This is a genomic window from Natrinema marinum (assembly GCF_024296685.1).
GTDB lineage: Archaea > Halobacteriota > Halobacteria > Halobacteriales > Natrialbaceae > Natrinema > Natrinema marinum.
In genome coordinates, this window is sequence record NZ_CP100763.1 from 3,744,148 (window position 1) to 3,766,003 (window position 21,856).

Consider the following 21,856-nt stretch of genomic DNA (forward strand, 5'->3'; position numbering starts at 1 on the left):
ACCCGAATGGGGGCCGACGACTGCCTCAGACGCTCGAGAGAACCCAGCGCTGCGTGTGATGGCCGTTAGCGGGCCACTGCTGGACGTTGGCGCCGTCGGCCGTCGAAGCGTTGGCGACTTCGAGGAGTTTGCCGCTGTTGACGTTGACGAGCTCGTACTGGCCGTTGCCCAGGTCTCGAATCGACCAGCGCTGCGTGGGGTGGCCGTTGGCGGGCCACTGCTGGACGTTGGCGCCGTCGGCCGTCGAGGCGTTGGCGACCTCGAGGAGCTTGCCGCTGTTGACGTTCTCGAGGACGTACTCGCCGTTGCCCTGCTCTCGTACATCCCACTGCTGGGTCGGGTGGCCGTTGGCGGGCCACTGTTGAACGTTGGCGCCGTCGGCCGTCGAGGCGTTGACGACTTCGAGAAGCTGTCCGCTGTTCGCGTTCTCGAGGACGTATCGCCCGTCGGGAACGCCGTCGGATGACGGTTCCTCACCCGTCAGCACGTTCCCGCGAGTGTCCGTGCTCGAAGCGTAGACCTCGAGGTCGGCGACGGTGCCGGCGTTTCGCAGATCGTTGTTCAGGATGGCGTTGTTGGCCGTTCCGGGGCCGGTCTCGCGGATCCCATAGCTCTGTTGAGGGTTCGCCCGGTCGTCGACCACGCGTAGGTTCTGGACCGTCACGTTCTCCGCGGCCGGATGGGAGCCGCCGTCGCGCGAGTCGATGCGGACGCCCTCGCTGTTGCTGTTTCGCACCGTCCCGCCGTTGATACTGACGTTCTGGCAGTCCTGAAGCAGAATTCCCTGGCTGGTGGTGCCCTCGATGTCGACGTGTTCGACGGTGAAACCGCTGCTACCGGAGACGCCGAAGACGCCGCGGGCACCGCCGCGGACGATGACCTCCTGGACGGTGACGTTCTGGCCGCCGCCGGGATCGGGGTTCGTCGCGTCGACCGTCCCCACGGTCGCGCCGGTCGTGTCGTTCAACAGTAGGCCACAGCCGCCGGTGTCCGCCGTCGTCACGGTGCCGATGTCGACCCCGTCGACGCCGTAGGTCTCGACCGCGTGGTGGGCACAGCCCTCGATGGTCGCCGCGTCCAGCGAGACGTTCCTCGAGCGGCCGCCATCGTCGTCGTCGATGCGGACGCCGAGGCCGATACTGCTGGTCTCGTAGAGCGTCATGTCGACGGTGCCGAGGGTCACGTCGGAACAGCTCTGAATCCAGATGCCGTACCGCGGGTTGCCGGCGATGGAGATGGTCGGTATTTCGATTGACTCGACGCTCTGAGCGCGGATCGGGACGACGAGTTCGTCACCGGTGTCTTCGACGGTGATCGTCCCGCGAACGTCGACGGTCGTATAGCTCGGCAGGTCGACGGCGTGGACCTCGCTCGTCGGGCCGACCGTCCCGCCGTTCTGGACGACGACCGTCTCCTTCGTCGTTCGACCCGGCGTGAGCCCGTCGACGGCGGCCTGAATCGCGTCGAGCATGTCGTTGCCGGCGTACACCCCCGTACCGTGGGCGTCGGCGTACCACGTCCCGCCCGACGACCAGACCTCGGCCTCGTGGCTGCTGGCACTCACCGTCGCGCCGAACCCGGCCGCCGCGGCCACGCCAGTTCCAAGCGTCGTCAACACGGCTCGCCGGCTACGCCCGACAGCGCTCGGTTCGTCTCGCTTCGCCTTCTCGGTCGCTGACTCTCGTGATCTCACGACAGGCACCACGAAGTACGGATCTCTAAATCCTTCCGCTCCATTCTGAAATAAATCAAGTGGCAGTGTCTGTCGAGCCGTATCCGCTCACCGATCACAGAACGCGATCCGGCCGAATCCGCAGCACGACCCGCTCTGACTCGATCGGTTGCGGATACTCGTCGACGTCCATGTATCGCCGGGCGAGTTCGTCGATGTGTTCTCGAGCGCCCTCGGTGGTGATTTCGTCGATCTCACCGATCACCGAGAGGTGTCGATAGGGGTCGTCGGGGTCGACCATGCTGACGCCGACGCCGGGGTTGTGTTCCGCGTTTCGCGCCTTCTGGCGGTGGCGCTCGGTGTTGACCAGCAGCCGATCGTCGTCCGCGTCGTAATCGATCCAGACCGGCGTGACGTGGGGCAGCCCCTCGTCGGTCAGCGTCGCGACGTGGGCGAACGTTTCCTTCTCGAACAGGTCGTGGAACTCCTCGGGAATCGAGGCCATAGGCTCCGTTCATCGGGCTCGGGCTTGGCTGTAGTGCCTACATTACTAGCGACGGATGCTCACCGAAATCGACAGTGTTCATCTCCCCACGATGAGTGCTTGCATATGTCACGGGACGGCACTGACCACGCACGTGACGGCTAACGGCTTATACGAATCGATATCGTCGCCTTCAGTTGATGTCCGACCAGCAACGATCGACCCGCCGACGAGTATTGGGGATGACAGGTATCGCGGCGTCGACGGCTCTCGTCGCCGGCTGTGGCGGCCCGGGAGGCGACGACAACGACACCACCGACGGCGATAACGAAACCGAAGGAGATACCGGCAACGGACAGGCCATGGAGAACGAATCGGAGAACGAGACCGGCAACATGACTGGGAACGAGACCGGCAATATGACTGGCAACGAGAGCGGGAACATGACCGGCAACGAGACCAACGAAACGAACGAGACGGGCTGAGCCGGCTCCAAGCGACGATTTTTGCCCGCGCGACGCGTAACCGTTACCAGGCTTCGCCCCTTCCCTCGAGTGATGACCGACGGACTCGAGGCCGACGTAGAGGGGACCGACGAGATCGCCCAGCGGCGCGACGACCTCGCGGCCAGGGTGCGTTCCCACGCCGGCGAGATCGCGCGGGAACTCGCGGTGTTGCAGGGCGGCGACTACGGGCAGGAGACGTTCGACACCGACGGCGGTAGCTGGACGCTCAAGTACGAGGCCGGCGACGTGCAGTATCTCCGATTCGACCCGAAATCGGGCTCGGAGACGTACGTCGTCTCGAGCAAGCAGCCGCCCGAACCGGAACCGCTCGAGACGGCGCTGGCCGACTACGGCGCGTTCGTCGAGGCGTACAACGAGCACGTCCGCTCGTTCGACGGGATCCTCGAGGACGTGCCCGACGAGTTCCCCGCGATCGAATCGACGGCGGAACTGGTCGCCGAACGTGACCGGATCGTCGACCGCATCCGCGAGGTCGGCAACGCGATGGCGGCCCAACTCCACCGGTACGACGGCGAGTACGGCACCTACGCGACGACGGTCTCGGGCACCCGCTGGGAACTGAAGTGGGACGGTGACGTCGCCTCCTATCTTCGCGTCGGCGGCTCCGACGGCACCTACCTCCTCTCGCAGTACGGCCCGCCACCGGCCCCCGAGGTCCGCCGGCTGGCCGAGGACGTGCCGGCGTTCGTCGCCGACTTCAACGACCACGTCGACGACCTCGAGGCGGACTTAGAGCGGGTCAGTTTCGACGGTCGATAGCGGTTGCCCCACTCCGTCGACCGCCGGCGCTCTCGCGGCGTCCACTCGATTCTTTGCGTCCGTTTGATCCCGTCGGTGTCCCGCCCTTGCTCGAGTGGGCGTTCGAACCGATACCGAGCACACCCGACCGCTCTATACCCGAACTAGTAGCCGTTTTGTACGTTCCCGTCCTACGAAGTGGTGGCGACGACGCTCGCCTGGACTATCATGGATGGCTCTGCCGACGGGACCGACGAGGGAACTGCCCACGAGTACGCGGCCGACACTGACGAGGACGACATCGAGAACGCGGTGTTGTTCGACGCCGTCGTCGTCCGGTACGAATGCGGCAACGACCGCTGTACGCTCGTCCCCCACGACGCCACGACCGGCGAGACACTGAACGCCTGGCTCTCCGCCGACCTCGAGACGGTCGTCGACCTCGACGACGCCCGCTGAAGACGGGTTCTGCCTGTCGATGGACCCCGTTCTCACTGGCGACGCGAAGCGCGGCGCTCCCCGTCCGCTGGCCTCGAGAGGAAGTGCCGGGAGTCAGACGTCGACGTACCGGTCGACCCACTCCTGGCGGCGCTGCAGCGCGCGTCGGCCTTTCGGCGTCAGCGCGTAGTAGTTCGTCCGGCGGTCGAGTTCGCCTTTCTCGACGAGCTCTTTCTCGACGAGCGTATCGAGGTTCGGATACAGCCGGCCGTGGGTGACCGGCTGATCGATGTAGCTGTTGATGTCGTCGAGAATCTCCTGTCCGGACGGTCGGTCTTTGCCTGCGATCACGTACAACAGGTCACGCTGGAAGCCAGTTAGCTGGTCCATGGATCACCCTCTGAGTGACGACGTTCACCGCTCTGTGGCTTTGTTATAGAGCTGATACGGCTCGCCAGCGGCGCGGAACGCACCGCGTAGGACCGCCGGTAACCACACGCTGGCGGCGGGCGGTCCGTCCGATACCGCCCGCGTTCGCCTCGTCAACGTGACGCGGCGTTTTTGACGATCACCGCCGTAGCGACCGCTATGCCGACTGATCCGCTCGCCTGGGAGACCGACGACCGCCGAGTAGCCTACTCCTGTCCGGGGTTCGATATCGTTAACGAATCCGTTCGCCTCCCCGACGGGACGGAAACCGACTTCGATTACCTCACGGAGCCCGCGAGCGTCTGCATCTTGCCGTTCACCCCCGACGGCGATGTCGTCTGTATCGAGGAGTGGCGACAGGCCGTCTCCCGAGTCAGCCACGGGCTCCCCGTCGGCGGCGTCGAACCCGACGACGACGACCTCGAGGCCGCGGCGCGCCGCGAACTCGCCGAGGAGACCGGCTACGAAGCCGACGACCTCGAGCCGCTGGTGACCGTCGAACCGGCGAACGGGATCGCCGATACCCTCATGCACTTCTTCGTCGCCGAGGGCTGTCGGCCGACCGCCGACCAGCGCTTGGACCACAACGAGAGCATTCGACCGACCACTCGCTCGCTCGAGGCGCTGATCGATGCGGTGGCCGACGGCGAGATTCTGGACGGTCGGACGGTGCTCGCCGTCTCCTACTACCAGCTATGCGGCGGATCGGGGAGCGAAGAATAAACCGGGACGCGCCGAACCGGGCGGTCCGACGGTCGACCGAACCGATCGTTAGCCCGTCTCGTTCGTCTGGTTGCTCGTTTCGTTCGCGCCACCCGCGGTTTCGTTCATGGCACCCACCTGCTCCTCGAGGGCGGCCTGCAGGCCCTGCGATTCAGTGAAGGTGACGGTATCGGCGGCAGCGTCGCCGATCGTCATCGATCCGGCGTCGATCGACGAGATCGTCTCGCCGGTCGCCGTCGCGTTCGCCATGCCGTCGGCCGTCGCGTTCGTCGCGGTATCGCCGGTCGTGTTGTCGGCTGCCGTCGCGTTCGTCTCGTCGCCTGCGGTCATGTTCCCGGTCGCGTTGGTCGCGTTGCCCGTCTGGTTCCCATCGTCCTGTTGCTCCAAGGTCTGGACGGTCATGGAGTCGACCGTGATCTCGCCGACGTTGAACTGTTCGACGGTCAGCGATTCGATCGTCTGGTCGGCCTCGCCCTCGGCAGTGGCGTTCCCGTCCTGTCCGTCGCCGCCGTCGCCGCCGTCGCCGCCGAACAGCCCGCCGACGAAGTCGGAGATACCGCCGAGAATACCGCCGTTACCGCTCTCTTCGACCGTGAACTCCTGAATCGTCAGCTGATCCGCGTTCATCGACTCGATCGTCATGTTCTCGACCATCACGCTCTCGGCGTCCGGCTCGACGATCCCCTGGAGACCGGTCGCGTTCGTCGCATTGTCGGCCTCAGCAGTCATGTTCGTCGCGTTGTCGGCCATGTCGCCGGTCGCGTTCGTCTCGTTCCCGGTCATATTGCCGCTCACGTTCCCGAGCTGGTCTATGGACACGTCCTGTAACACCAGCGACTCGAAGGAGAGTCCCGAGATAACGATCTCCTGAGAGGCGTTCCCATCGGTCTCGTTACCCATCGACTCGTTTGCCGTCTCGTTGACCTGCTGTTGGAGCTCCTGGGTCGCCACCATCTCCAGTTGCTGAACCGAGAGCTCCTCGATCGTCGCGTTCTGGATCGTGACGTTCTCGAGTTGTAACGTGCCGACCTGCACGTTCTTTAGCGTTGCACCTGTGTCGCCCATGTCTCCGGCGTCGCCGTCCCCGGCCGTGGTCGCCGTTCCACCGACGAGGGAGGGACCCCCCGAGAACGCGACCAGCAGCGCGACGAACGCGACACCGATCGTCCGCGGTCGTGAAACCATACGGGCCGACAGACGGCGAAGTCAGGGCTAAAACGCCGCGACTGTTACGGGATTACCGTTCCGAAAACGACCCTTGTGCTCGATCCCACCGTCCCGCTTGGACCCCCGACCGGTTCCGGGCTCGGCCACCGACTCCGCGACGATGTCGTCTCACCGTCCGTCGATTCCGTCGCCGGCCAGCAGTCACTTACCCGATCGCCCGCGCCGAAACATCCGATTGTCGCGGCGAAACGCCTGCAGTCGGCTCGAGCGCCGGCGACGCCGGCCCGACGGGGGCTACTCGAGGCGTAGTTCCCTGGTCTCGATAGCCTGGCAGGACGGGCAGACGAACTGGTACTGCACCCGTCCGCCCGAGGTCGTAACGTGCCACCCGCCCTCGGTGTCGACGTAGCCACACGCCGGACAGCGAAGCTCAGACTCGTCGAACTTCTCGCGGAGTCGCTCGAACGGTGAACGGTAGACCGACATACGAATGGCTATGGTATGCTAATACATAACACGCTAGCCTTCTCGTTCGCCCTGTGAACCGTCTGCCGATCCCAACGGTTCTTAATCATCCCGCCGTAGGTACTTCCATGAACGATGTCGACGCGGAGCGCGGTGGTGACATCGGCGACTCTGCGGCGGCGGCGCGTGCGCTCGAGTCCGTCGTCGATCCGGTTGTCGCGGTCGCCGACGGGACAGTTACGTACGCGAACGCGGCTGCCCGCGACGCCTTCGACCTCGGCGAGGCCGACCGCGACGCGGCGACCGCGCTCGGAGCGCGCTGGGGCCGACTCGCCGCGGCGATCGACGAGACGACGGTCGGCACCGCCCGCCGAGTCGAGTTCGGCGAGGACGACCTCGAGAGCGCGCGCGTCCACCGCGGGGCCGACGGCGCGACGATCACGTTCGGCCTCGACGGCAGCGCCGACGCGGGCGACGAGTCGCCCGGAACGAGCGACCGGCTGGTCAAAGACCGCGCGCTCGAGGAGGCCCCGGTCGGGATCACGATCTCCGATCCCGACATGGACGACAACCCGCTGGTCTACGTCAACGAGTCCTACGAGGAGATGACCGGCTACGCGTTCGACGAGGTCGTCGGTCGTAACTGTCGGTTCCTGCAAGGTGAGGACTCCGACGAGGACGCCATCGCCGAGATGGCCGCGGCGATCGACGCCGAGCGCCCGGTCACCGTCGAACTCAAAAACTACCGCAAGGACGGCACCGCGTTCTGGAACGAGGTGACGATCGCTCCCGTTCGCGACGAGGACGGCCGCGTCACCAACTACGTCGGCTTCCAGAACGACATCACCGCGCGTAAGGAGGCCGAACTCGCCCTCGAGGAGCGGACCGAGGAACTCGAGTACATCCTCGACCGCGTCGAAGGGCTGATCCAGGACGTCACCGCCGTCGTCGCCGGCTCGACCGACCGCTCGGAACTCGAGGCCGAGGTCTGCGACCGGATCGCTGCGGAAGACGGCTACGACGGGGCCTGGATCGGCGAACGCAACCCCGCGTCCGGGACGATCGACGTCCGCTCGAGCGCGGGCGCCGACCCCGAAGCCGACAGCATCGCGACCGGTACGGACCACCCCGCCGCCGAGACGCTCGAGACGGGCGACCTCGCGGTCGACACCGTCGACGGCACGACACGCGCCGCGTTTCCGCTGTCGTACAACGGCATCGAGTACGGCGTTCTGACGGTCCGGACCGATCGAGACCGCGCCGTCGACGACCGCGAAGCCGTCATCCTTTCGGCGCTTGCCCGTGCGGTCGCCAGCGGGATCAACGCCCGCGAGACCAGCCGCGTGCTCACCACCGACGCCGTCGTCGCCGTCGAACTCGAGTTGACCGATACCGCTCTCGCGCCCGTCGCCCTCTCGGCCGCGGCCGACTGCCGGCTCGAATACCGCCGGTCGGTCCATCGCACCGACGACGAGACGGCGTCGCTCTTCACGGCGACCGGCGCGAGCGCCGACGAGATCACCGCGGCCGCGGCCGACCTGTCCGATGTCGACTGCCGCGTCGTCGTCCAGCGCGACGACGAGTGTCTGGTCGAACTCACCAGTTCGGTGGATCTGGTCGGCTGGCTCTCCGAGCGCGGTGCCCGCACTCGGGCGATCGAGAGCGACGCCGGCCGAGCGCGCGTCACCCTCGAGATCCCCCGATCGGCGAACGTCCGCTCGATCGTCGAGGCCGTCGAGGACCGCTACGACGGGACCGACGTCCGCTCCTTCCAGCAGCGAGAACGCGACGGCGAGACCCGCGAGGAGTTCGCCGCCCGGCTCGAGGAGGCGCTGACCGACCGCCAGTTCGGCGCGCTCCAGCGGGCGTATCTCGGCGGCTACTTCGAGTGGCCCCGGCCGACGACCGGGGAGGAACTCGCCCAGTCGATGGGCGTCTCGCGGCCGACCTTCCACGAACACCTGCGGACGGCCGAGGCGAAGCTCTGCCGGGCGTTCTTCGGGGATGCGTAGCGCCGCACTTCGGTGACAGTCACGGCTCGAGACCTGTAGTCCGCCCTTAGCGCCGAAAACGGTCGCGGACGGTCGCCGACGTTTATGTGATCGTTCGTGGGACCGATTGCTATGCTCACGTTCGCAACTCCGCTGCAGATCGGTGGCGGTGGCTTCCTGTACTGGGCGATCATTTTCTTCATCCTCGCCATCGTCGCCGCCGCGGTCGGCGCCCGCGGCGTCGCCGGGGTCTCGATGGAGATCGCGCGGATCTTCGTGCTGATCTTCATCATCCTCGCGGTGGTCGCGTTACTGTTATAGGCACTGACCCGATCGCGGCGTGTCGAGCCGTTCGACCGTGTGCCACCCGCTATCGCCGGTCTAGCCGTGACTGTCGGTGGTTACGATTTCGCAGTTCTTGCCAACTCCTGAGAGCGTTCGAACTGGCTGATAGTCGCCTCCTCGGCCGGCAGTTGGCCGGTTGTGTTTTCGGTGCACGTAACCGCCAGTGGTTACGTCTGGTTGTGAACTCCTAACATGCTGGGCGTCGTAGCTAACAGAGAGCGTTTACCATGACCGAACTCGGCGGATTCCAAGACAGGGTCGCCCGCATCGATCTCTCGGACGGCGAGGTCGCCTACGAGTCGATCGACGACGAGGACGCGAAGAAGTATATCGGTGCGCGGGGACTGGGTGTAAAGTACGTCTTCGACCAGGGGCCGGATGTCGATCCGCTCGAGCCCGACAACCTGCTCGCGTTCATGAACGGGCCGCTGTCGGGCACGCAAGTGACGATGAGCGGCCGGATCGCCGTCTGTACGAAATCGCCGCTGACCGGCACCGTCACCGACAGCCACCACGGCGGCTGGTCGGGCGCCCGGCTCAAGTGGGCCGGCTTCGACGGCTTGCTGTTCGAGGGGCAGGCCGACGACCCGGTCTATGCCGTCGTCGAAGACGGCGAGGTCGAACTCCGGGACGCCTCCCACCTCTGGGGCGAGGGCTTCCACGAGACCCGTGACACCATCGAGGAGGAAGTCGAGGGCTCCTACGGCAAGAACCTGAGCATCATGGGGATCGGCCCCGGCGGCGAGAACGGGGTCAAGTACGCCTGCATCATGAACGAGGACGACCGCGCCTCGGGCCGGGGCGGCACCGGCTGTGTGATGGGGTCGAAGAACCTCAAGGCGGTCGTCGTCAAGTCCACCACGAAGATGCCCAAGCCGGCCGACCCTGAAACGTTCAAAGAGGGCCACCAGCAGGCAATGCAGGCCATCCGGGAGTCGGAAGTCACCGCGCCCAACGAGGGCGGGCTCTCGATGTACGGGACGAACGTCCTCATGAACATCGGCGAGGAGATGGACGGCCTCCCGACGAAGAACGGCCGCTACACCTCGACGAAGAGCATGCGCGAGGCCGAGGGCGTCGACATCGATGCCGAGCGCGTCTCCGGCGAGAACGTCCGCGAGAACATCCTCGTCGACGAGCCGACCTGTCACTCCTGTCCCGTCGCCTGCAAGAAGGAAGTCGAAGTGACGGCGATGCACAAGGGCGAGGAGCTGAACGTCCGCACCGAGTCCTACGAGTACGAGTCGGCCTACGCGCTCGGCCCGAACTCCGGGCACACCGACCGCGACGCCGTCGCGCTGATGATCGACCGCTGTAACGACATGGGCGTCGACACCATCGATACGGGCAACATGATGGCGATGGCCATGGAGATGTCCGAGGAGGGCAAACTCGAGGGCGTCGGCGAGTTAGAGTGGGGCGACACCGAGACGATGATCGACATGATCGAGCGGATCGCCCACCGCGAGGACAACCTCGCCGACTTGCTGGCCGAGGGGCCGCGCCGCGTCGCCGACCGGAAGGACGCCGAGGAGAACTCGCTGGCTGTCAAAGGCCAGACCATCGCGGCCTACGACCCGCGCTGTATGAAGGGGATGGGCATCGGCTACGCCACCTCGAACCGCGGGGCCTGCCACCTGCGAGGGTACACCCCGGCCGCGGAGATCCTCGGAATTCCGGAGAAAGTCGACCCCTACGAGTACGAGGGCAAGGGCGAACTCACCGCCCAGTTCCAGGACCTCCACGCCATCAGCGACTCCTTCGACATCTGCAAGTTCAACGCCTTCGCGGAGGGCATCGAGGAGTACGTCACCCAGTACAACGGGATGACCGGCCGCGACGTGACCGAGGAGGAACTCCTCGAGGCCGGCGAGCGCGTCTACAACTTGGAGCGCTACTACAACAACCTGAACGGCTTCGACGGCGCGGACGACTCGCTGCCCGCGCGCTTCCTCGAGGACGGCATCCGCGGTCAAGGGGCAAGCGAGGGCGAGTACTGCGAACTCGAGGAGATGAAAGCGGAGTACTACGACTACCGCGGCTGGGTCGACGGTGTCGTCCCCGACGAGAAACTCGACGAACTCGGCATCGATCTCGGCCCCGGCACGGGCGTCAGCGGCGAGGGCGGCGCGGCGGTTTCGGGCGACGACTGATCGCGGTCGGACTCGAGGAAGATCCACTACGGGCTCGAGTAATTCAGGAGCGGGGACGGATACCGGAACGGCACACGGATTCAGTCATCGGCGACCGCGGCGCTCGAGCCGAATCCGGACTCCGAGTTGGCGTCGGGTTTCGTCATCTCGATCTCGAGTCCCCCGTCGGCGACGGAGACGAGCACGTCGTCGAAGTTCTTGCGGTACTCGGTCGCGTGCTTGCCCGAGGTGTTGATTCGAACCGTCTCTTCGACCAGATCGGCCTCGGTCAGCATCTCGACCTTTCGGTAGGCGGTCGACATCGGAATGTCACACTGCTCGGAGACTTCCGTCGCCGTCAGCGACTCCTCGCTCGTCGCCTCGAGGATGCATCGGCAGGCGTCGTCGTCCAGCGCGGCCAGGACGGCCTGAGGGTCGACGGGGTCCTCGCGCTGCCATCCTCGCTTCCGGGTCTCGCGTGCGTCGGGGTTCGTAGCGGACATCTGTTACACCTTCTACTACCCACCCCGCCCCCTCCAATTGACGCCCACTAAATCAGGGTGCTTTATATGCGATCGCCGAATTTCCCGCTCGAACCGCTCTCGAGGCCGTTCGTCGGTGGCGGATCGCTCGTCGAGTCGCGACGGCGCCGTTCGACCGTCGGCTCGGGCGGGGGTCGGCGGTCGCCTCGCGTGTCCGCTGCGAGCACAGGGTTTAGGGTGTCTGCCCGATACCTATGGATAATGGCTTCCGGGATCCGTGCGGAGATAAAAATCGACGATCCGCCAGACTGCGTCGTCGCGAAGGTTGCGGCCGAGGCCGACGGGCGCATCCACTCCGTCTCGAAGAGCACCAACCCGTCCGCACCTGAGCGCGTGACCGAGGAGTTCATGCTCGAGGCCGACTCCTATCCCGACGAGTTCGACGTCGACGCCGACCTCTCGCCGGTCTTTTCGTACGGCTCGAGTTCGGTCTACCGGTTCGAACGCGATCTCGATTGTGGCTGTCCCTGCGAATCAGTCGAGCGATACGACTGTCCCGTCGTCGACGTTCGGGCGAAGGGCGCCACGCTGTACATGACCTTCCACGCGCCCGACATGCAGGGGCTGCAGGCCGTCATCGGCGAACTGCGCGAGAACTACGCGAACCTGGACGTCCAGCGGCTGCTCCAGTCCCAGCAGGACCACGACGAGCGCAATCTGGTCTTCGTCGATCGGAGCATGCTGACGGACCGCCAGCTGGAGGTCCTCGAGACCGCACACCGGATGGGCTACTTCGAACACCCGAAGCGGGCCAACGCCGGCGAGATCGCCGCCGAGCTCGGTATCACCGGGACGACGTTCACCGAGCACCTCGCCGCGGCACAGACCAAGCTTCTGAAGGCGATCCTCGACCACGATTGATGTCAGATGTCGGGGCCGAATACCGCCGGCTGACTCGAGCCGTAAGAACGTATCGGGACCTACAGGGTGACGGCAGCGAACCGCAATGATATATATACCGCCCGTCGAGCTATAACGTATACAATCGAGGGTTCACACCGGCACCTCTCCCGTCATGAGTAGATACGAATTCACGTGCCCGGAGTGCGGGCAGGAGATCGAGGTCAACGAATCGATGCGCGAAGCCACGCTCACGCACGGCTGTCCGGTCTGTGGAGCGTCGGTGATGCCGTCAGCTTTCGTGGCGGAGCAACAGTCCGAGAACTGAACGCCGTCTGATCGTCGACTCGCGCTGTCGTGGCGTCTCCTCGTTACTCCTCGCGATTCACTTCGGTTCGCCGGCCGTTGAGCGTCTCGGGAACGAGCCGATAGAGTTCGATGTCGAGGGATTTCTTCCCTTGCGCCCAGATTTCGAACAGCGGCCGCTTCGCATCGCCGTACTGTGCGATCTCGTCCGGGGTTAGCGCTGCGGGTTCGATGCTCTCGAGTTCGCCCGTCGCGATGATGCTCCGGTACGACGACTCCGCTTCGTCGTAGATGACGAGCCGCGCCGCGGGCGTCGACTCGAGGAACTGGCGTTTCTCGCTCTCAGGTGTCGATACCAGCCGCATGTAGAACGCCCGCTCGTTGTCGTCGTAGCCGTACGAAATCGGAATCGCGTAGGGGTCGTCCGTCCGCGCGAGCGACAGCACCCCCGTCTCGTGCCGACTGAGGAAGTCGTCGATCTCCGCGTCGGTCATCTCGGTTTCCTGGTCGATAGCCATCGTCTGGATGGTTTGCCAAAGGTGAAACATGATCTTTAGAGTTGCCATCGACCGCGGGAAGCGCAGCCGGCCACGTCGGCGCCGTCGATTGCGCGTCGGCCGTCCTACTCGCCGACCCCGATGACGACCGCTTCGCGGATCTCGAGGGCCGTCTCGACCTCGCTTTCGCGGTCGGTCCGTCGGCCGATGCGGATCAATTGTTCTTCGTGTGCGCGTCGGATGGCCGACAGTTCGCGGTCGGTCACGCCGAGGGTCGCGCCGATCTCGTCCCAGTGGCCCCACTCGGCGAGGAAGACCTCGCAGTCCTCGCCCGCGTGAAACCGTTCGAACTCCCGGCGGTAGCGCTCGAGTTCCGGCCCCAGCACGGTCTGTGCTCGCTCGATCAGGTCCGGCAGCCGGGTCCCCGGGACGCTCGCTTTGGCGGCGGTCAGCAGCAACACCTGCCCCTCGATCGGCTCGCCCGCCATCAGCCACCCGCACGCATCGCCTTCTGGGCGAACTTCTCGACGAGCGGCTCGAGGGTCTCCGCTTCGCCCTCGAAAACCACGGTTACCTCGGTCAGCTGCAGCGACGGTCCGACGCCGACTTTCTCCGCGGAGAGCGTCGCCGTCCAGTCGTCGCCCTCGACGATGTCTTCGTCGACCCGCTCGCCGCCGAGGTTCGTCAAATACCGGACCGCGAGCCGTTCGGAGATGCCGCGAAAGGAACGCTCGAGACGCGTTACCATACGCTCGGTTCGACGGCCGGACTGATAAATTCGCGCTCGGCGGTAACGGGGTCAGACGAGCGCTCGAAACACCACGACGGCTCCGACGCCGCCACAGAGCGCGAGCAGGATGTTCTCGGTCCGCCACATGACCAGCAACACGACGCCGGCAGCACCCCACTCGGCCGGCCCGCCGGCCGCCAGCTCCGGCCCGAGGATCGCGATCACGATCGCCCCCGGCAGGACCGAGAGGCCGGCCTCGAGCCGGTCGCTCACCTCGAGCCGGCGCAGGAGCCAGAAGCCGCCGACCTTCGTGAGGGCGGTCACGAGCGCCATCGCGAGGATCGTTCCGACGACGAGCGGCTCGAGCGCGAGGGCACCGTCAGCGACCATGGCGGACCACCTCCACCGCGGCGGCCGCGAGCCCGCCCAGCAGGATGTACCACCGGCCCGGCAGGAGCGCTGCGGTGACGACGGCGGTCGCGAGCGCGACCAGCCACGGGACGAGCGTCGGCCGCCCCTCCCAGAGATCGACCGCCAACGCGACGAAGACGGCCGCGAGGACGAAGTCGAGGCCGTACCGCGCCGGATCACCGATCACGCCGCCGGCGGCCGCGCCGACGATCGTCGCCGCGACCCAGAACACCCAGATCGCGAGACCGGTCCCCAGGAGGAACGCGCCCCGGCCGCTTCCCGATTTCAGTTCGCGCATCGTCAGCGCCCAGTTCTCGTCGGCCATCAACACCAGACTGCCGTAGCTCCGGCTCGGCGAGAGCCGCTCGAGCCACGGCCCCAGCGCCGCCCCCATCAGCGAGTACCGCAGGTTGATCGCGAGCGTCGTGAGGACGACCGTCGCGACCGGGATCGGCTCCGCCCAGAGTTCGACGGCGACGATCTGGGCGGCTCCCGCGAGGACGGTCGCGCTCATCAGCGTCGCCTCCGCCACGCTGAGTCCAGCTCGACGGGCGAGCATTCCGAACGCGATCCCGTAGCCGCCGACGCCGAGCGCGACTGGGAGGCAGGTGAGAAATCCGGCGCGGATCCCCTCGCGATCGAACGTTACCGCCGCAGCGTCCCCGTCGGCCGCTTCTCGACCGCCGTCGGCCGAATCGTCTCTCGTGTCACGGGGACGAACGTCCTCGGCCGGTCCGTTCCCGTCGATTTCGCTCACGGTCGACTCGAGGCCGACGAGCCCTAAATCGGTCTCGGAATCGCCCGACGACGGCCGGGGAGTCACCGGCCTGATCGGAGCCGGCGATCCGGTCACATCCCGTAGACGAACAGCGCGCCCCCAACGACACCGACTGCGAGCCCGTACCACGGTCCGGCCGCGACTGCGACGGCGACCGCGAGCAACAGGCCGACGATCCCGACGAACAGACAGCACTGCTCGAGCCCCGTTCGGTCCTCGTCTCGACCGATGAGCCAGTCGAACGTCCCCTCGACGAGCACGGTGGTGATGTCCTCGAGCACGGTCGATACTCGAAATCGAATGACAAAAACGTTCGGCAGCGCCTTCGCGGATCACTGCCCCGCGTCCCGTCAGCCGCCGGCGACCGGTGGAAACACGGACACCACGTCCCCCTCCTCGAGCGTCGTCTCGACGCCGGCCATGTGGACCACGTTGCGGCCGTTTTTCAGCACGCTCAGCTGCGGCCGAACCGCCCCGTCCGCGAGCAGCTGCCCCTCGAGACCCTCGTAGTCGGCCTCGAGGGCGGCGAGCACGTCGCCAACGGTGGCGTCGCCGTCGACCGTTCGTGTTCGTTCCTTGCTACCGACGGCTTCGCGATACGTGGCGAAAAAGCGGAGATCGATGTCCATACGTGGTACTCGTTGCCGTGTGGCATAAGTCCGGGCGGTCGTCGAGCTCCCACGGGGCGACTGTCCGCGACTCAGTCCGCTGCCGCCACCGGCGAAGAGGTGTACGAGATCGAGTCGAGGTCAGCCCGCTCGAGCGCGTCGTCGATCGTCTCGGCACCGTGTTCGGCCGCCGCGTCCGCGTCGCCGGCCTCGACGGTGACCGTCACCGCGAACGCGACTGCGATCGTGTACGGATCGAACGGCGCGGTCGGGTGTTCGTAGACCTCGGCGTCCGTAATCTCCCAGTCGGCGATGTCCCCGTCGGTGGCGAGCGTCTCGAAGGTATCCGCGAGCGTCGCGGTCGCGTCGTCGCAGGCAGTCGTGTCCGATCCCCCATGAAGGGTGACGTGTGTCGTTCCCGCCCGGGATACGGCGAACTCCATACTGCTCATAGCGAGGCCGTGGGTTTGAACGCTTGGGATGGATGTGCCGCCGGCTACGGCTCGCCCGTGCCGTCGCTCGCTCGCTCGATCCAGAACGGGACGCCGTGGTCCGACAGCAGCGAGCGCATCCGTTCGACGCCGTTGGCGATGTCCCATCCCGCTTGCGTGTAGTGCTTGTAGGGATGGCGAAGCCAGGAGTACTCGCGGTGGGCGAACACCTCGACGCCGCCGCTCGTCCGAAACAGCGCCACGTGAAGCTGCCACCGCGCGAGCGTCGATTTGCGCCGGACCCAGCTGCCGGCCGAGAGCCGGCCGTCGTCGTGGACCTTCAGGGACGCGATCGGCTCCCGCTCGAAGCCCAGTTCCTCGAGCGTCGAGCGAACCGCGTCCAGACCGCGCCTGACGGTGCCGACGTACTCGGCGGGGTGTTGTCGACAGATCGCGTAGCCCCCCAGCGGTTCCTTGACCCGATGGAGCGCCGGGAGCAGCCGACGGCGAACGCGCGTCGTCAGGTCGATCGCGTCGGGGCGATCCGAGACGGGTCCGTCGGTAGTCGTCGCCACACCACTACCTCTCGAGTGAGACCACAAAACCGTTACTCCATTCGGACTGTCAATTCTTCTGCTACGCCCGCTAAAACGGCCGCTACCGGACCGATATCTCGCTTCGAATCTGTTTGCCAATGTATTTCACAGTTGGTAGAACCTCCCCGATTCTAGCTACAGATCGCGCAATCGAATCCCGTCCGCGACCAACCGCGCGTTTCGCTCCCGGTCGAGATGCTCGCCGAGGTCGTCGTGTTCGTGCAACTGGGCGATCACGTCGGCGTACAGTGTCCGCCACGCGATCGCGTAAATCGGCGACTGTCCCCACGCGCGCAGTTCGGGGACCAGTTCGTCGTAGGTCTCGTAGCGCTCTTCGAAGCGGTCGATCGCCTCGAGGATGCGACTCGCCGCCTCGCGGTCGCCGTCGGCCGCCTCGATCGCCCGGTTGAGCCGCGTCTCCCAGCCCGCGACTGCTTCCTGCATGTCCGTCGCCGCGGTCTCGTCGTCGGCCGGCAGGCGCTCGAGGATCGGTTCCGGAACGCCGAGTGTGATCTCGTTCATGCAGTGTGGTATGGCGTCTACTGGCATGAAAGTGGCCCCGATGCGGTAACGCCGGATCCGTCCGAGGAGACGCCGTACGCAGTAATTATCTCGTCGTCCGTCGATCGGTGGCCGCAGTAAGGGAAGATATCTGTCACGCCATCCGTCAGAAAGTTACTATCGGAAATCTCCTACTATCAGCTGAAAGAAACACTCGAACGGAGAATATCGGAAAGAGAGAAGGGCCGAGGCGAACGTCGACCGAGACCATCGATTCCCGACTCGAACGCCGCCTTTTCGTTCGTCTCCTCTCGACTCGGAGTATCTTCTCTAGAGACGAAATACCTCTCACGGCCGAAAATCTACCGAATCGATAACAATACCGTTCGAGAATGTCCCCTCTCTCGTATTATGACTGACGACGATACTGACGACCGCGACATCGCCCGGCGAACGTACCTGAGAGGCGTCGCAGCCGCCGGCGGCGCGGTGGGACTGGGAGGAGCAGCGACGATGTCGGCGAGCGCACATCCGGTAGACGGGGTCGGCGAACACGTCGACGCCGAGTTGTGCGGGATGTTCTCGCCCGGTCCGCAGGTTCAGCAGTGTCTCGCGTGCGTCGAGGACCAGTGTGATGACGACGTATACCCGTTGACGCCGCTTTACACCGGACTCAGCGGGCAGTGTTTCGAACCCCCCGTCATCCCCGACGGAGCGGACTATCTCGCGCTCAAGGCGGGACAGTTCTGCTACATCGCGCCCGTCGACGACAACACGACGTTCTGTCTTCCGCCGGGCTCGCCCGACATCAGCAACGCGACGTTCTATCGGTGTGGTGGCGAGCCTACCCCCGCGATCGTCGATTTCGAGGTGACTTGTGAGGCAATCACCGTCACCACCGAGAACGTCCAAGACGGCCGGACGGTGACCGCCAACGTGACGCTTCTCGACGCAGATGGACAGGAATCCGAGCTGCCGGTGCAGGCGACCGTCGACAACGACACCGCCACGTTCGATCTCCCGGGGGACCTCAACCCGACGCACCTCGTCGTCACCCTCGACGATACCGTCTTGCTCGAGCAAGACATCGTCGCGACCGACGCGCCCTGTACGCCGGAACCGCCGACGCCACCGGTGCCGGACGATCCCCGCGTCGACGATGTCGAGGTGACCTGCGAGGCGATCACGATCACCACGTCGGATATCCCCGAGGGAGCGACCATCTACGCGACGGTGTCGTTCGTCGGCGACATCTCCGAACTGTACGACGTAACCGTCGACGCCGACGGCGTCGCGGTCGTCCCGCTACCCGGCGATCTCGATCCCTCGAATCTCGCTGTCGCCTACGACGACGAACTCCTGTTCGACACGAACGTGCAGGCAACTGATGCGCCGTGTGCGAACGTCCCGCCGGAGCCACCGGAGCCGCCGGAACCACCCGAGCCGCCGGAGCTGCCGGACCCACCGGAACCGCCGGAACTACCGGAGGAACCGCCGGAGAACGCGAAGGAGCGCAAGAAGATGCGACACAAGTACGAGACGTTCAGGCGGAAATACGAGCGGTATAGGAAGCTGGTCGAGAAGTCGGCGTAGCGCGCGGAGTTCGTCGACTGCTGCTCCGCGAGTCCCGTTCAGCCATCGAGCCACGTCGCCAGCATGATCTCGTCGACGAACTCGTCGTCGATGCAGTACTGGCCCTCGTGTTCCCCCTCGCGCTGCCAGCCGTTGGCCTCGAGGAACTCGAGTGCGGTCTCGTTCGTCGCCGGCACGTGCTGGTAGATCTTCCGGTACCCCTCGTCGGCGGCCCACTCGCGGCCGTACTCGAGCAGCGACGAGCCGATCTCCTGTCGCCGGTAGTCCTGATCGACCCCGACGGTCAGTTCGGCCGTGTGGCGAAGCGACGGCAGTTCCGGCGCGTCGATGTGTAGCCAGCCGACGACCTCCCCGTCCGTGGCTTGGGCTCTGTCTTCCACGTCGTCGTTTTCTCCTTCGGCCGCTTCGTCGGCTCCAGCCTCCGGCTCGCGAACCGCGACGAAGAACACGCGCGAGCGCTCCTCGTTCGCCCGGACGAGCGCCGACTCGCGCTCGAGCTCCGCGGCGACGTTCTCGGCGACGACGTACGTGCCGTCGGCGGCGACCGCGCGCATCGTCTCGACGATGCCGCTCCGGTCTTCCTCGCGCGCCGGCCGGATCGTCACGGATCCGTCCTCGCACTCGAGGTCGGTTGGCGTCGCCGAGAGCGCCACCCTGAGCCGTCCGTCGTCCTCGGTCAGGTAGCCGTCGGCTTTCAGCGCCTCGATGCACGACTCCAGGGCGGCCGACTCCGCCGGGACCGTCTCGGTGTACGCCCCCGACCGAGCGGGCTTCGAGTCGGGCCGGCCGGTCTCGATCCGGATCGACCGCTCGAGTTCGGCCGGCGCGACGGCACCGTTACGCTCGACGTACTCGTAGACGCGACGTTGGACGTCGTCCGCGAACGACTCCGCCGGGTAGACGCTCATACGGACGGTCCCGCCGACCGGCGACATTAGTATGCGATCCGTATCGGCCGCTGACCTTGCCGGACGACCGCGAAGTCCTCCATTGCCCGCGACCGGGGACTCGTTTCGATGGTCGCTCGCGCCGTCGTCATCCGGGCAATCCCCGATTAGGACCCGTCGACGGGTCGGCGTTCGCACTCGAGACCGACTCGGCGGCGCCGACCGGAACTACCCTGCGCGAGACGAGTTGTCGTCCGTACACCGGGAGGCGATCGTGGCGGAGCCGCCGATGGCCCCGGCGGCGGCCAGCAGCCACACCGGGACCGGAACGAATCGGCCGCTCGAGAGCTCGATCAGCCCGCCGATCGCACCGACGAGAGCCAGACCGACTATCGAGAGTCCCACGGTGGCCGCCGGTCGGAGCGCACCCGTCCGGTAGGAGTAGTACCCGATTCCAGCCACGCTGACCCCTCCCAGGGCTGCCACGCTCTGTATCATCCGGAACACGAACGTAATCGGGCCGCCGTCGCCGGCGGACGAAAAGAGAAGCAGCGGGACCGCGGCGACGAGGACACCGAGCGCGATCACGGGGAGCGCTCGACGGTCGGTCGCCGCCGCGTCCTGTTCCATACGTGACCGTTTCGCGGATGCTGTAAATGTCTTCTCCCGGTCGGCGAGTCCAGCCGATACGAACGGCTCACACCCCTCGCACCATCCGCGAGTATCCGTTCGCTCGCCCCGGTCCGGTCTCGCGCCGGCGGTGGGTTCCGTAGAGATGCTCGTCCCGAATTCCCCGCGAAGCACGATTTGATATCGCCCTATGTGGTTTATTTGTTCCTCGGCCGGCGATCGAGGGCCGCATTCGCCGTGCCGAAACGTGCGTTTCCCGTCCACGCGCGTCGATCGCCACGCCGTCGCGAGCGGCTCCGGCTCGGGACGAGCCGGCTCGAGCCGGTGGGTTGCCCTCGCGTGCGCCCGCTGGTAGCCGGCCGTGCCCGGGAGACTTTCCCGGTTCGCGTCGGTCTCCGAGCCAGCCGTTCGTGGGCCGCCTTTTCCGATTCCCGTCGAAGCCGATCCACCCGCTGTGTGTCCGTGTCTGCGTACTCGCCCGTTGAGAGTCTCGCCACGCTGCCCCGTTTTCCGCAGTCGATGGCCCCCGCTGTCCCGTTTGCCTCGCCCGCCGGTGGCCTTCTTCGGGTGGTCACCGTCGGTCTCGAGCGCTTCGACGCTGCCGGCGAACCCCGTTTCGTCCCCGTTTACCCCTGGTGTGAGGTCGTCGATCACCGATGTAATGCCCCGCTCGCGAGTGCCAACCTCCGGGGTGACCGCCACTATCGGCTCGGTCGCTCGCGGCGTTACGGTAGACACGGCGAAACGCCCTGCCCCACTCGCGGGCAAGCGCGGGAGCTCGAGTCGCGTCCGACGCGGTATTCGACGACCAGGCTCGAGCGACCCGGTGACGTCGTCGTTCGAGTCCGAGCCAACACCGGCTCGGCTACCATCTCGGCAGCCGATCGGGAACTCCCTGCGTGGGATACCCGACCGCGACGGGCGTTGGTCTACGGCCGGAGAAGCTCACGACTTCGATCGTGTGGGAACCGTCCGCCAACCGGTCGCTGCCTGGCCGGCCGTTACTCGAGAGGCCCTCTCCCTCGGCGACTCGGGCCCGTTCGATCAGTCGGTCCGATCGGAAGTGGACCCCTTCACTCGCCGCGTCCCTGGAGCGCGGACACTCCGTCGTGCTACTGCCCGGATGTCCGCCCGCCGTCGTATCCTCGGTCGGCATTCGCGCTGGCGTCGGTCGCTTCCGCGGCCTCCTTCGGTCCCACTGGTCGAGCCCCCAAACGCCGCAGTCGATCTCCGAGGTTCCGTTTCGATGGATGCGACCCTGTGGACGGAGCTGTCCGTTCCGTTCGAGCCCACGATAAATCTCATAATGCGATACCGAATCGGGGTCGGCGGCGCGTACCCACGAGGTATCGGAAATTTCGGAAACGGCCCGGCGTCGTTTAAGGCCCTCGAGCC

28 protein-coding genes are annotated in these 21,856 nt (G+C 66.1%); 10 read left to right on the forward strand and 18 right to left on the reverse strand.

Annotation, left to right across the window (positions count from 1 at the left end; translation table 11 throughout):
• Positions 1-25: 25 nt before the first annotated feature.
• Together NKH51_RS18630 and NKH51_RS18635 are read right to left on the reverse strand one after the other, a co-directional pair.
• Complete coding sequence (locus NKH51_RS18630; protein ID WP_254763164.1) at positions 26-1,693, reverse strand: RICIN domain-containing protein; 1,668 nt, start codon at positions 1,691-1,693, stop codon at positions 26-28.
• Positions 1,694-1,787: 94 nt separating this feature from the next.
• Complete coding sequence (locus NKH51_RS18635; RefSeq protein ID WP_254763165.1) at positions 1,788-2,177, reverse strand: pyridoxamine 5'-phosphate oxidase family protein; 390 nt, start codon at positions 2,175-2,177, stop codon at positions 1,788-1,790.
• A gap of 221 nt (positions 2,178-2,398) precedes the next feature.
• Between NKH51_RS18635 and NKH51_RS18640 the strand changes: the two genes are divergently transcribed.
• The 3 genes from NKH51_RS18640 (at position 2,399) to NKH51_RS18650 (ending at position 3,880) form a co-directional block, all read left to right on the forward strand.
• Positions 2,399-2,641 (forward strand): hypothetical protein, encoded by a 243-nt coding sequence (locus NKH51_RS18640; protein WP_254763166.1) that lies wholly within the window; start codon positions 2,399-2,401, stop codon positions 2,639-2,641.
• 72 nt (positions 2,642-2,713) lie between these two features.
• Positions 2,714-3,442: a profilin-fold protein gene (locus NKH51_RS18645; RefSeq protein WP_254763167.1), complete on the forward strand. Its 729-nt coding sequence runs from the start codon at positions 2,714-2,716 to the stop codon at positions 3,440-3,442.
• A 180-nt stretch (positions 3,443-3,622) separates the two neighbouring features.
• Positions 3,623-3,880 carry a DUF7511 domain-containing protein gene (locus NKH51_RS18650; protein WP_254763168.1) on the forward strand — a complete coding sequence of 86 codons (258 nt, stop codon included), beginning with the start codon at positions 3,623-3,625 and terminating at the stop codon, positions 3,878-3,880.
• A 93-nt stretch (positions 3,881-3,973) separates the two neighbouring features.
• On the opposite strand, the gene NKH51_RS18655 is transcribed toward NKH51_RS18650, so the two are convergent.
• Positions 3,974-4,249 (reverse strand): PadR family transcriptional regulator, encoded by a 276-nt coding sequence (locus NKH51_RS18655; protein WP_254763169.1) that lies wholly within the window; start codon positions 4,247-4,249, stop codon positions 3,974-3,976.
• Between the two features lie 198 nt (positions 4,250-4,447).
• On the opposite strand from NKH51_RS18655, the gene NKH51_RS18660 reads away from it, so the two are divergent.
• Positions 4,448-5,011 carry an NUDIX hydrolase gene (locus NKH51_RS18660; RefSeq protein WP_254763170.1) on the forward strand — a complete coding sequence of 188 codons (564 nt, stop codon included), beginning with the start codon at positions 4,448-4,450 and terminating at the stop codon, positions 5,009-5,011.
• A gap of 48 nt (positions 5,012-5,059) precedes the next feature.
• Here NKH51_RS18660 and NKH51_RS18665 read toward each other — a convergent pair whose 3' ends face one another.
• Positions 5,060-6,196 carry a hypothetical protein gene (locus tag NKH51_RS18665; RefSeq protein WP_254763171.1) on the reverse strand — a complete coding sequence of 379 codons (1,137 nt, stop codon included), beginning with the start codon at positions 6,194-6,196 and terminating at the stop codon, positions 5,060-5,062.
• A gap of 276 nt (positions 6,197-6,472) precedes the next feature.
• Complete coding sequence (locus tag NKH51_RS18670; protein WP_254763172.1) at positions 6,473-6,664, reverse strand: HVO_0649 family zinc finger protein; 192 nt, start codon at positions 6,662-6,664, stop codon at positions 6,473-6,475.
• A gap of 107 nt (positions 6,665-6,771) precedes the next feature.
• Here NKH51_RS18670 and NKH51_RS18675 point away from each other — a divergent pair, with 107 nt between their 5' ends.
• From NKH51_RS18675 to NKH51_RS18685, 3 genes are all read left to right on the forward strand, one after another.
• Complete coding sequence (locus NKH51_RS18675) at positions 6,772-8,655, forward strand: bacterio-opsin activator domain-containing protein (RefSeq protein WP_254763173.1); 1,884 nt, start codon at positions 6,772-6,774, stop codon at positions 8,653-8,655.
• A gap of 111 nt (positions 8,656-8,766) precedes the next feature.
• Positions 8,767-8,955 (forward strand): DUF1328 family protein, encoded by a 189-nt coding sequence (locus NKH51_RS18680; RefSeq protein ID WP_254763174.1) that lies wholly within the window; start codon positions 8,767-8,769, stop codon positions 8,953-8,955.
• Positions 8,956-9,206: 251 nt separating this feature from the next.
• The gene (locus NKH51_RS18685; protein WP_254763175.1) at positions 9,207-11,132 is read left to right on the forward strand and encodes an aldehyde ferredoxin oxidoreductase family protein; all 1,926 of its coding nucleotides are present in this window, start codon (positions 9,207-9,209) and stop codon (positions 11,130-11,132) included.
• A gap of 80 nt (positions 11,133-11,212) precedes the next feature.
• On the opposite strand, the gene NKH51_RS18690 is transcribed toward NKH51_RS18685, so the two are convergent.
• A complete protein-coding gene (locus tag NKH51_RS18690) occupies positions 11,213-11,614 on the reverse strand; it encodes a winged helix-turn-helix domain-containing protein (protein WP_254763176.1) in 402 nt (133 codons plus the stop codon).
• A 240-nt stretch (positions 11,615-11,854) separates the two neighbouring features.
• Between NKH51_RS18690 and NKH51_RS18695 the strand changes: the two genes are divergently transcribed.
• Complete coding sequence (locus NKH51_RS18695) at positions 11,855-12,514, forward strand: helix-turn-helix domain-containing protein (protein WP_254763177.1); 660 nt, start codon at positions 11,855-11,857, stop codon at positions 12,512-12,514.
• A 154-nt stretch (positions 12,515-12,668) separates the two neighbouring features.
• The gene (locus tag NKH51_RS18700) at positions 12,669-12,821 is read left to right on the forward strand and encodes a DUF7560 family zinc ribbon protein (RefSeq protein WP_254763178.1); all 153 of its coding nucleotides are present in this window, start codon (positions 12,669-12,671) and stop codon (positions 12,819-12,821) included.
• Positions 12,822-12,864: 43 nt separating this feature from the next.
• Here the strand turns inward: NKH51_RS18700 and NKH51_RS18705 are convergent, their stop codons facing one another.
• The 10 genes from NKH51_RS18705 to NKH51_RS18750 all read right to left on the reverse strand — a co-directional run bounded on the left by NKH51_RS18705 (position 12,865) and on the right by NKH51_RS18750 (position 17,372).
• Positions 12,865-13,317: a pyridoxamine 5'-phosphate oxidase family protein gene (locus NKH51_RS18705; protein ID WP_254763179.1), complete on the reverse strand. Its 453-nt coding sequence runs from the start codon at positions 13,315-13,317 to the stop codon at positions 12,865-12,867.
• 104 nt (positions 13,318-13,421) lie between these two features.
• Positions 13,422-13,784: a DUF8048 family protein gene (locus tag NKH51_RS18710; RefSeq protein ID WP_254763180.1), complete on the reverse strand. Its 363-nt coding sequence runs from the start codon at positions 13,782-13,784 to the stop codon at positions 13,422-13,424.
• Complete coding sequence (locus NKH51_RS18715) at positions 13,784-14,044, reverse strand: MoaD-like domain-containing protein (protein ID WP_254763181.1); 261 nt, start codon at positions 14,042-14,044, stop codon at positions 13,784-13,786. The genes NKH51_RS18710 and NKH51_RS18715 overlap by 1 nt, the downstream gene beginning before the upstream one ends.
• 51 nt (positions 14,045-14,095) lie before the next feature.
• Positions 14,096-14,416, reverse strand: a complete 321-nt coding sequence (locus tag NKH51_RS18720; RefSeq protein WP_254763182.1) for an AzlD family protein — start codon at positions 14,414-14,416, stop codon at positions 14,096-14,098.
• Positions 14,406-15,194, reverse strand: coding sequence for an AzlC family ABC transporter permease (locus tag NKH51_RS18725; RefSeq protein ID WP_340674295.1), 789 nt, complete (start codon positions 15,192-15,194; stop codon positions 14,406-14,408). The genes NKH51_RS18720 and NKH51_RS18725 overlap by 11 nt, the downstream gene beginning before the upstream one ends.
• Positions 15,195-15,286: 92 nt before the next feature.
• The gene (locus NKH51_RS18730; RefSeq protein ID WP_254763184.1) at positions 15,287-15,496 is read right to left on the reverse strand and encodes a hypothetical protein; all 210 of its coding nucleotides are present in this window, start codon (positions 15,494-15,496) and stop codon (positions 15,287-15,289) included.
• Positions 15,497-15,565: 69 nt separating this feature from the next.
• On the reverse strand, positions 15,566-15,844 hold the full coding sequence (locus tag NKH51_RS18735) for a ubiquitin-like small modifier protein 1 (protein WP_254763185.1): 279 nt from the start codon (positions 15,842-15,844) through the stop codon (positions 15,566-15,568).
• A 71-nt stretch (positions 15,845-15,915) separates the two neighbouring features.
• A complete protein-coding gene (locus tag NKH51_RS18740; RefSeq protein WP_254763186.1) occupies positions 15,916-16,266 on the reverse strand; it encodes a hypothetical protein in 351 nt (116 codons plus the stop codon).
• Between the two features lie 53 nt (positions 16,267-16,319).
• Entirely contained in the window at positions 16,320-16,829 is a 510-nt protein-coding gene (locus NKH51_RS18745; protein ID WP_254763187.1) for a hypothetical protein, read from the reverse strand.
• A 156-nt stretch (positions 16,830-16,985) separates the two neighbouring features.
• Positions 16,986-17,372 carry a DUF7971 family protein gene (locus NKH51_RS18750; RefSeq protein WP_254763188.1) on the reverse strand — a complete coding sequence of 129 codons (387 nt, stop codon included), beginning with the start codon at positions 17,370-17,372 and terminating at the stop codon, positions 16,986-16,988.
• Positions 17,373-17,762: 390 nt separating this feature from the next.
• Here NKH51_RS18750 and NKH51_RS18755 point away from each other — a divergent pair, with 390 nt between their 5' ends.
• Positions 17,763-18,944, forward strand: a complete 1,182-nt coding sequence (locus NKH51_RS18755) for a hypothetical protein (protein WP_254763189.1) — start codon at positions 17,763-17,765, stop codon at positions 18,942-18,944.
• Between the two features lie 38 nt (positions 18,945-18,982).
• On the opposite strand, the gene NKH51_RS18760 is transcribed toward NKH51_RS18755, so the two are convergent.
• Positions 18,983-19,852 carry a GNAT family N-acetyltransferase gene (locus tag NKH51_RS18760; RefSeq protein ID WP_254763190.1) on the reverse strand — a complete coding sequence of 290 codons (870 nt, stop codon included), beginning with the start codon at positions 19,850-19,852 and terminating at the stop codon, positions 18,983-18,985.
• A 207-nt stretch (positions 19,853-20,059) separates the two neighbouring features.
• Positions 20,060-20,461 carry a hypothetical protein gene (locus tag NKH51_RS18765; RefSeq protein ID WP_254763191.1) on the reverse strand — a complete coding sequence of 134 codons (402 nt, stop codon included), beginning with the start codon at positions 20,459-20,461 and terminating at the stop codon, positions 20,060-20,062.
• Positions 20,462-21,856 lie beyond the last annotated feature (1,395 nt).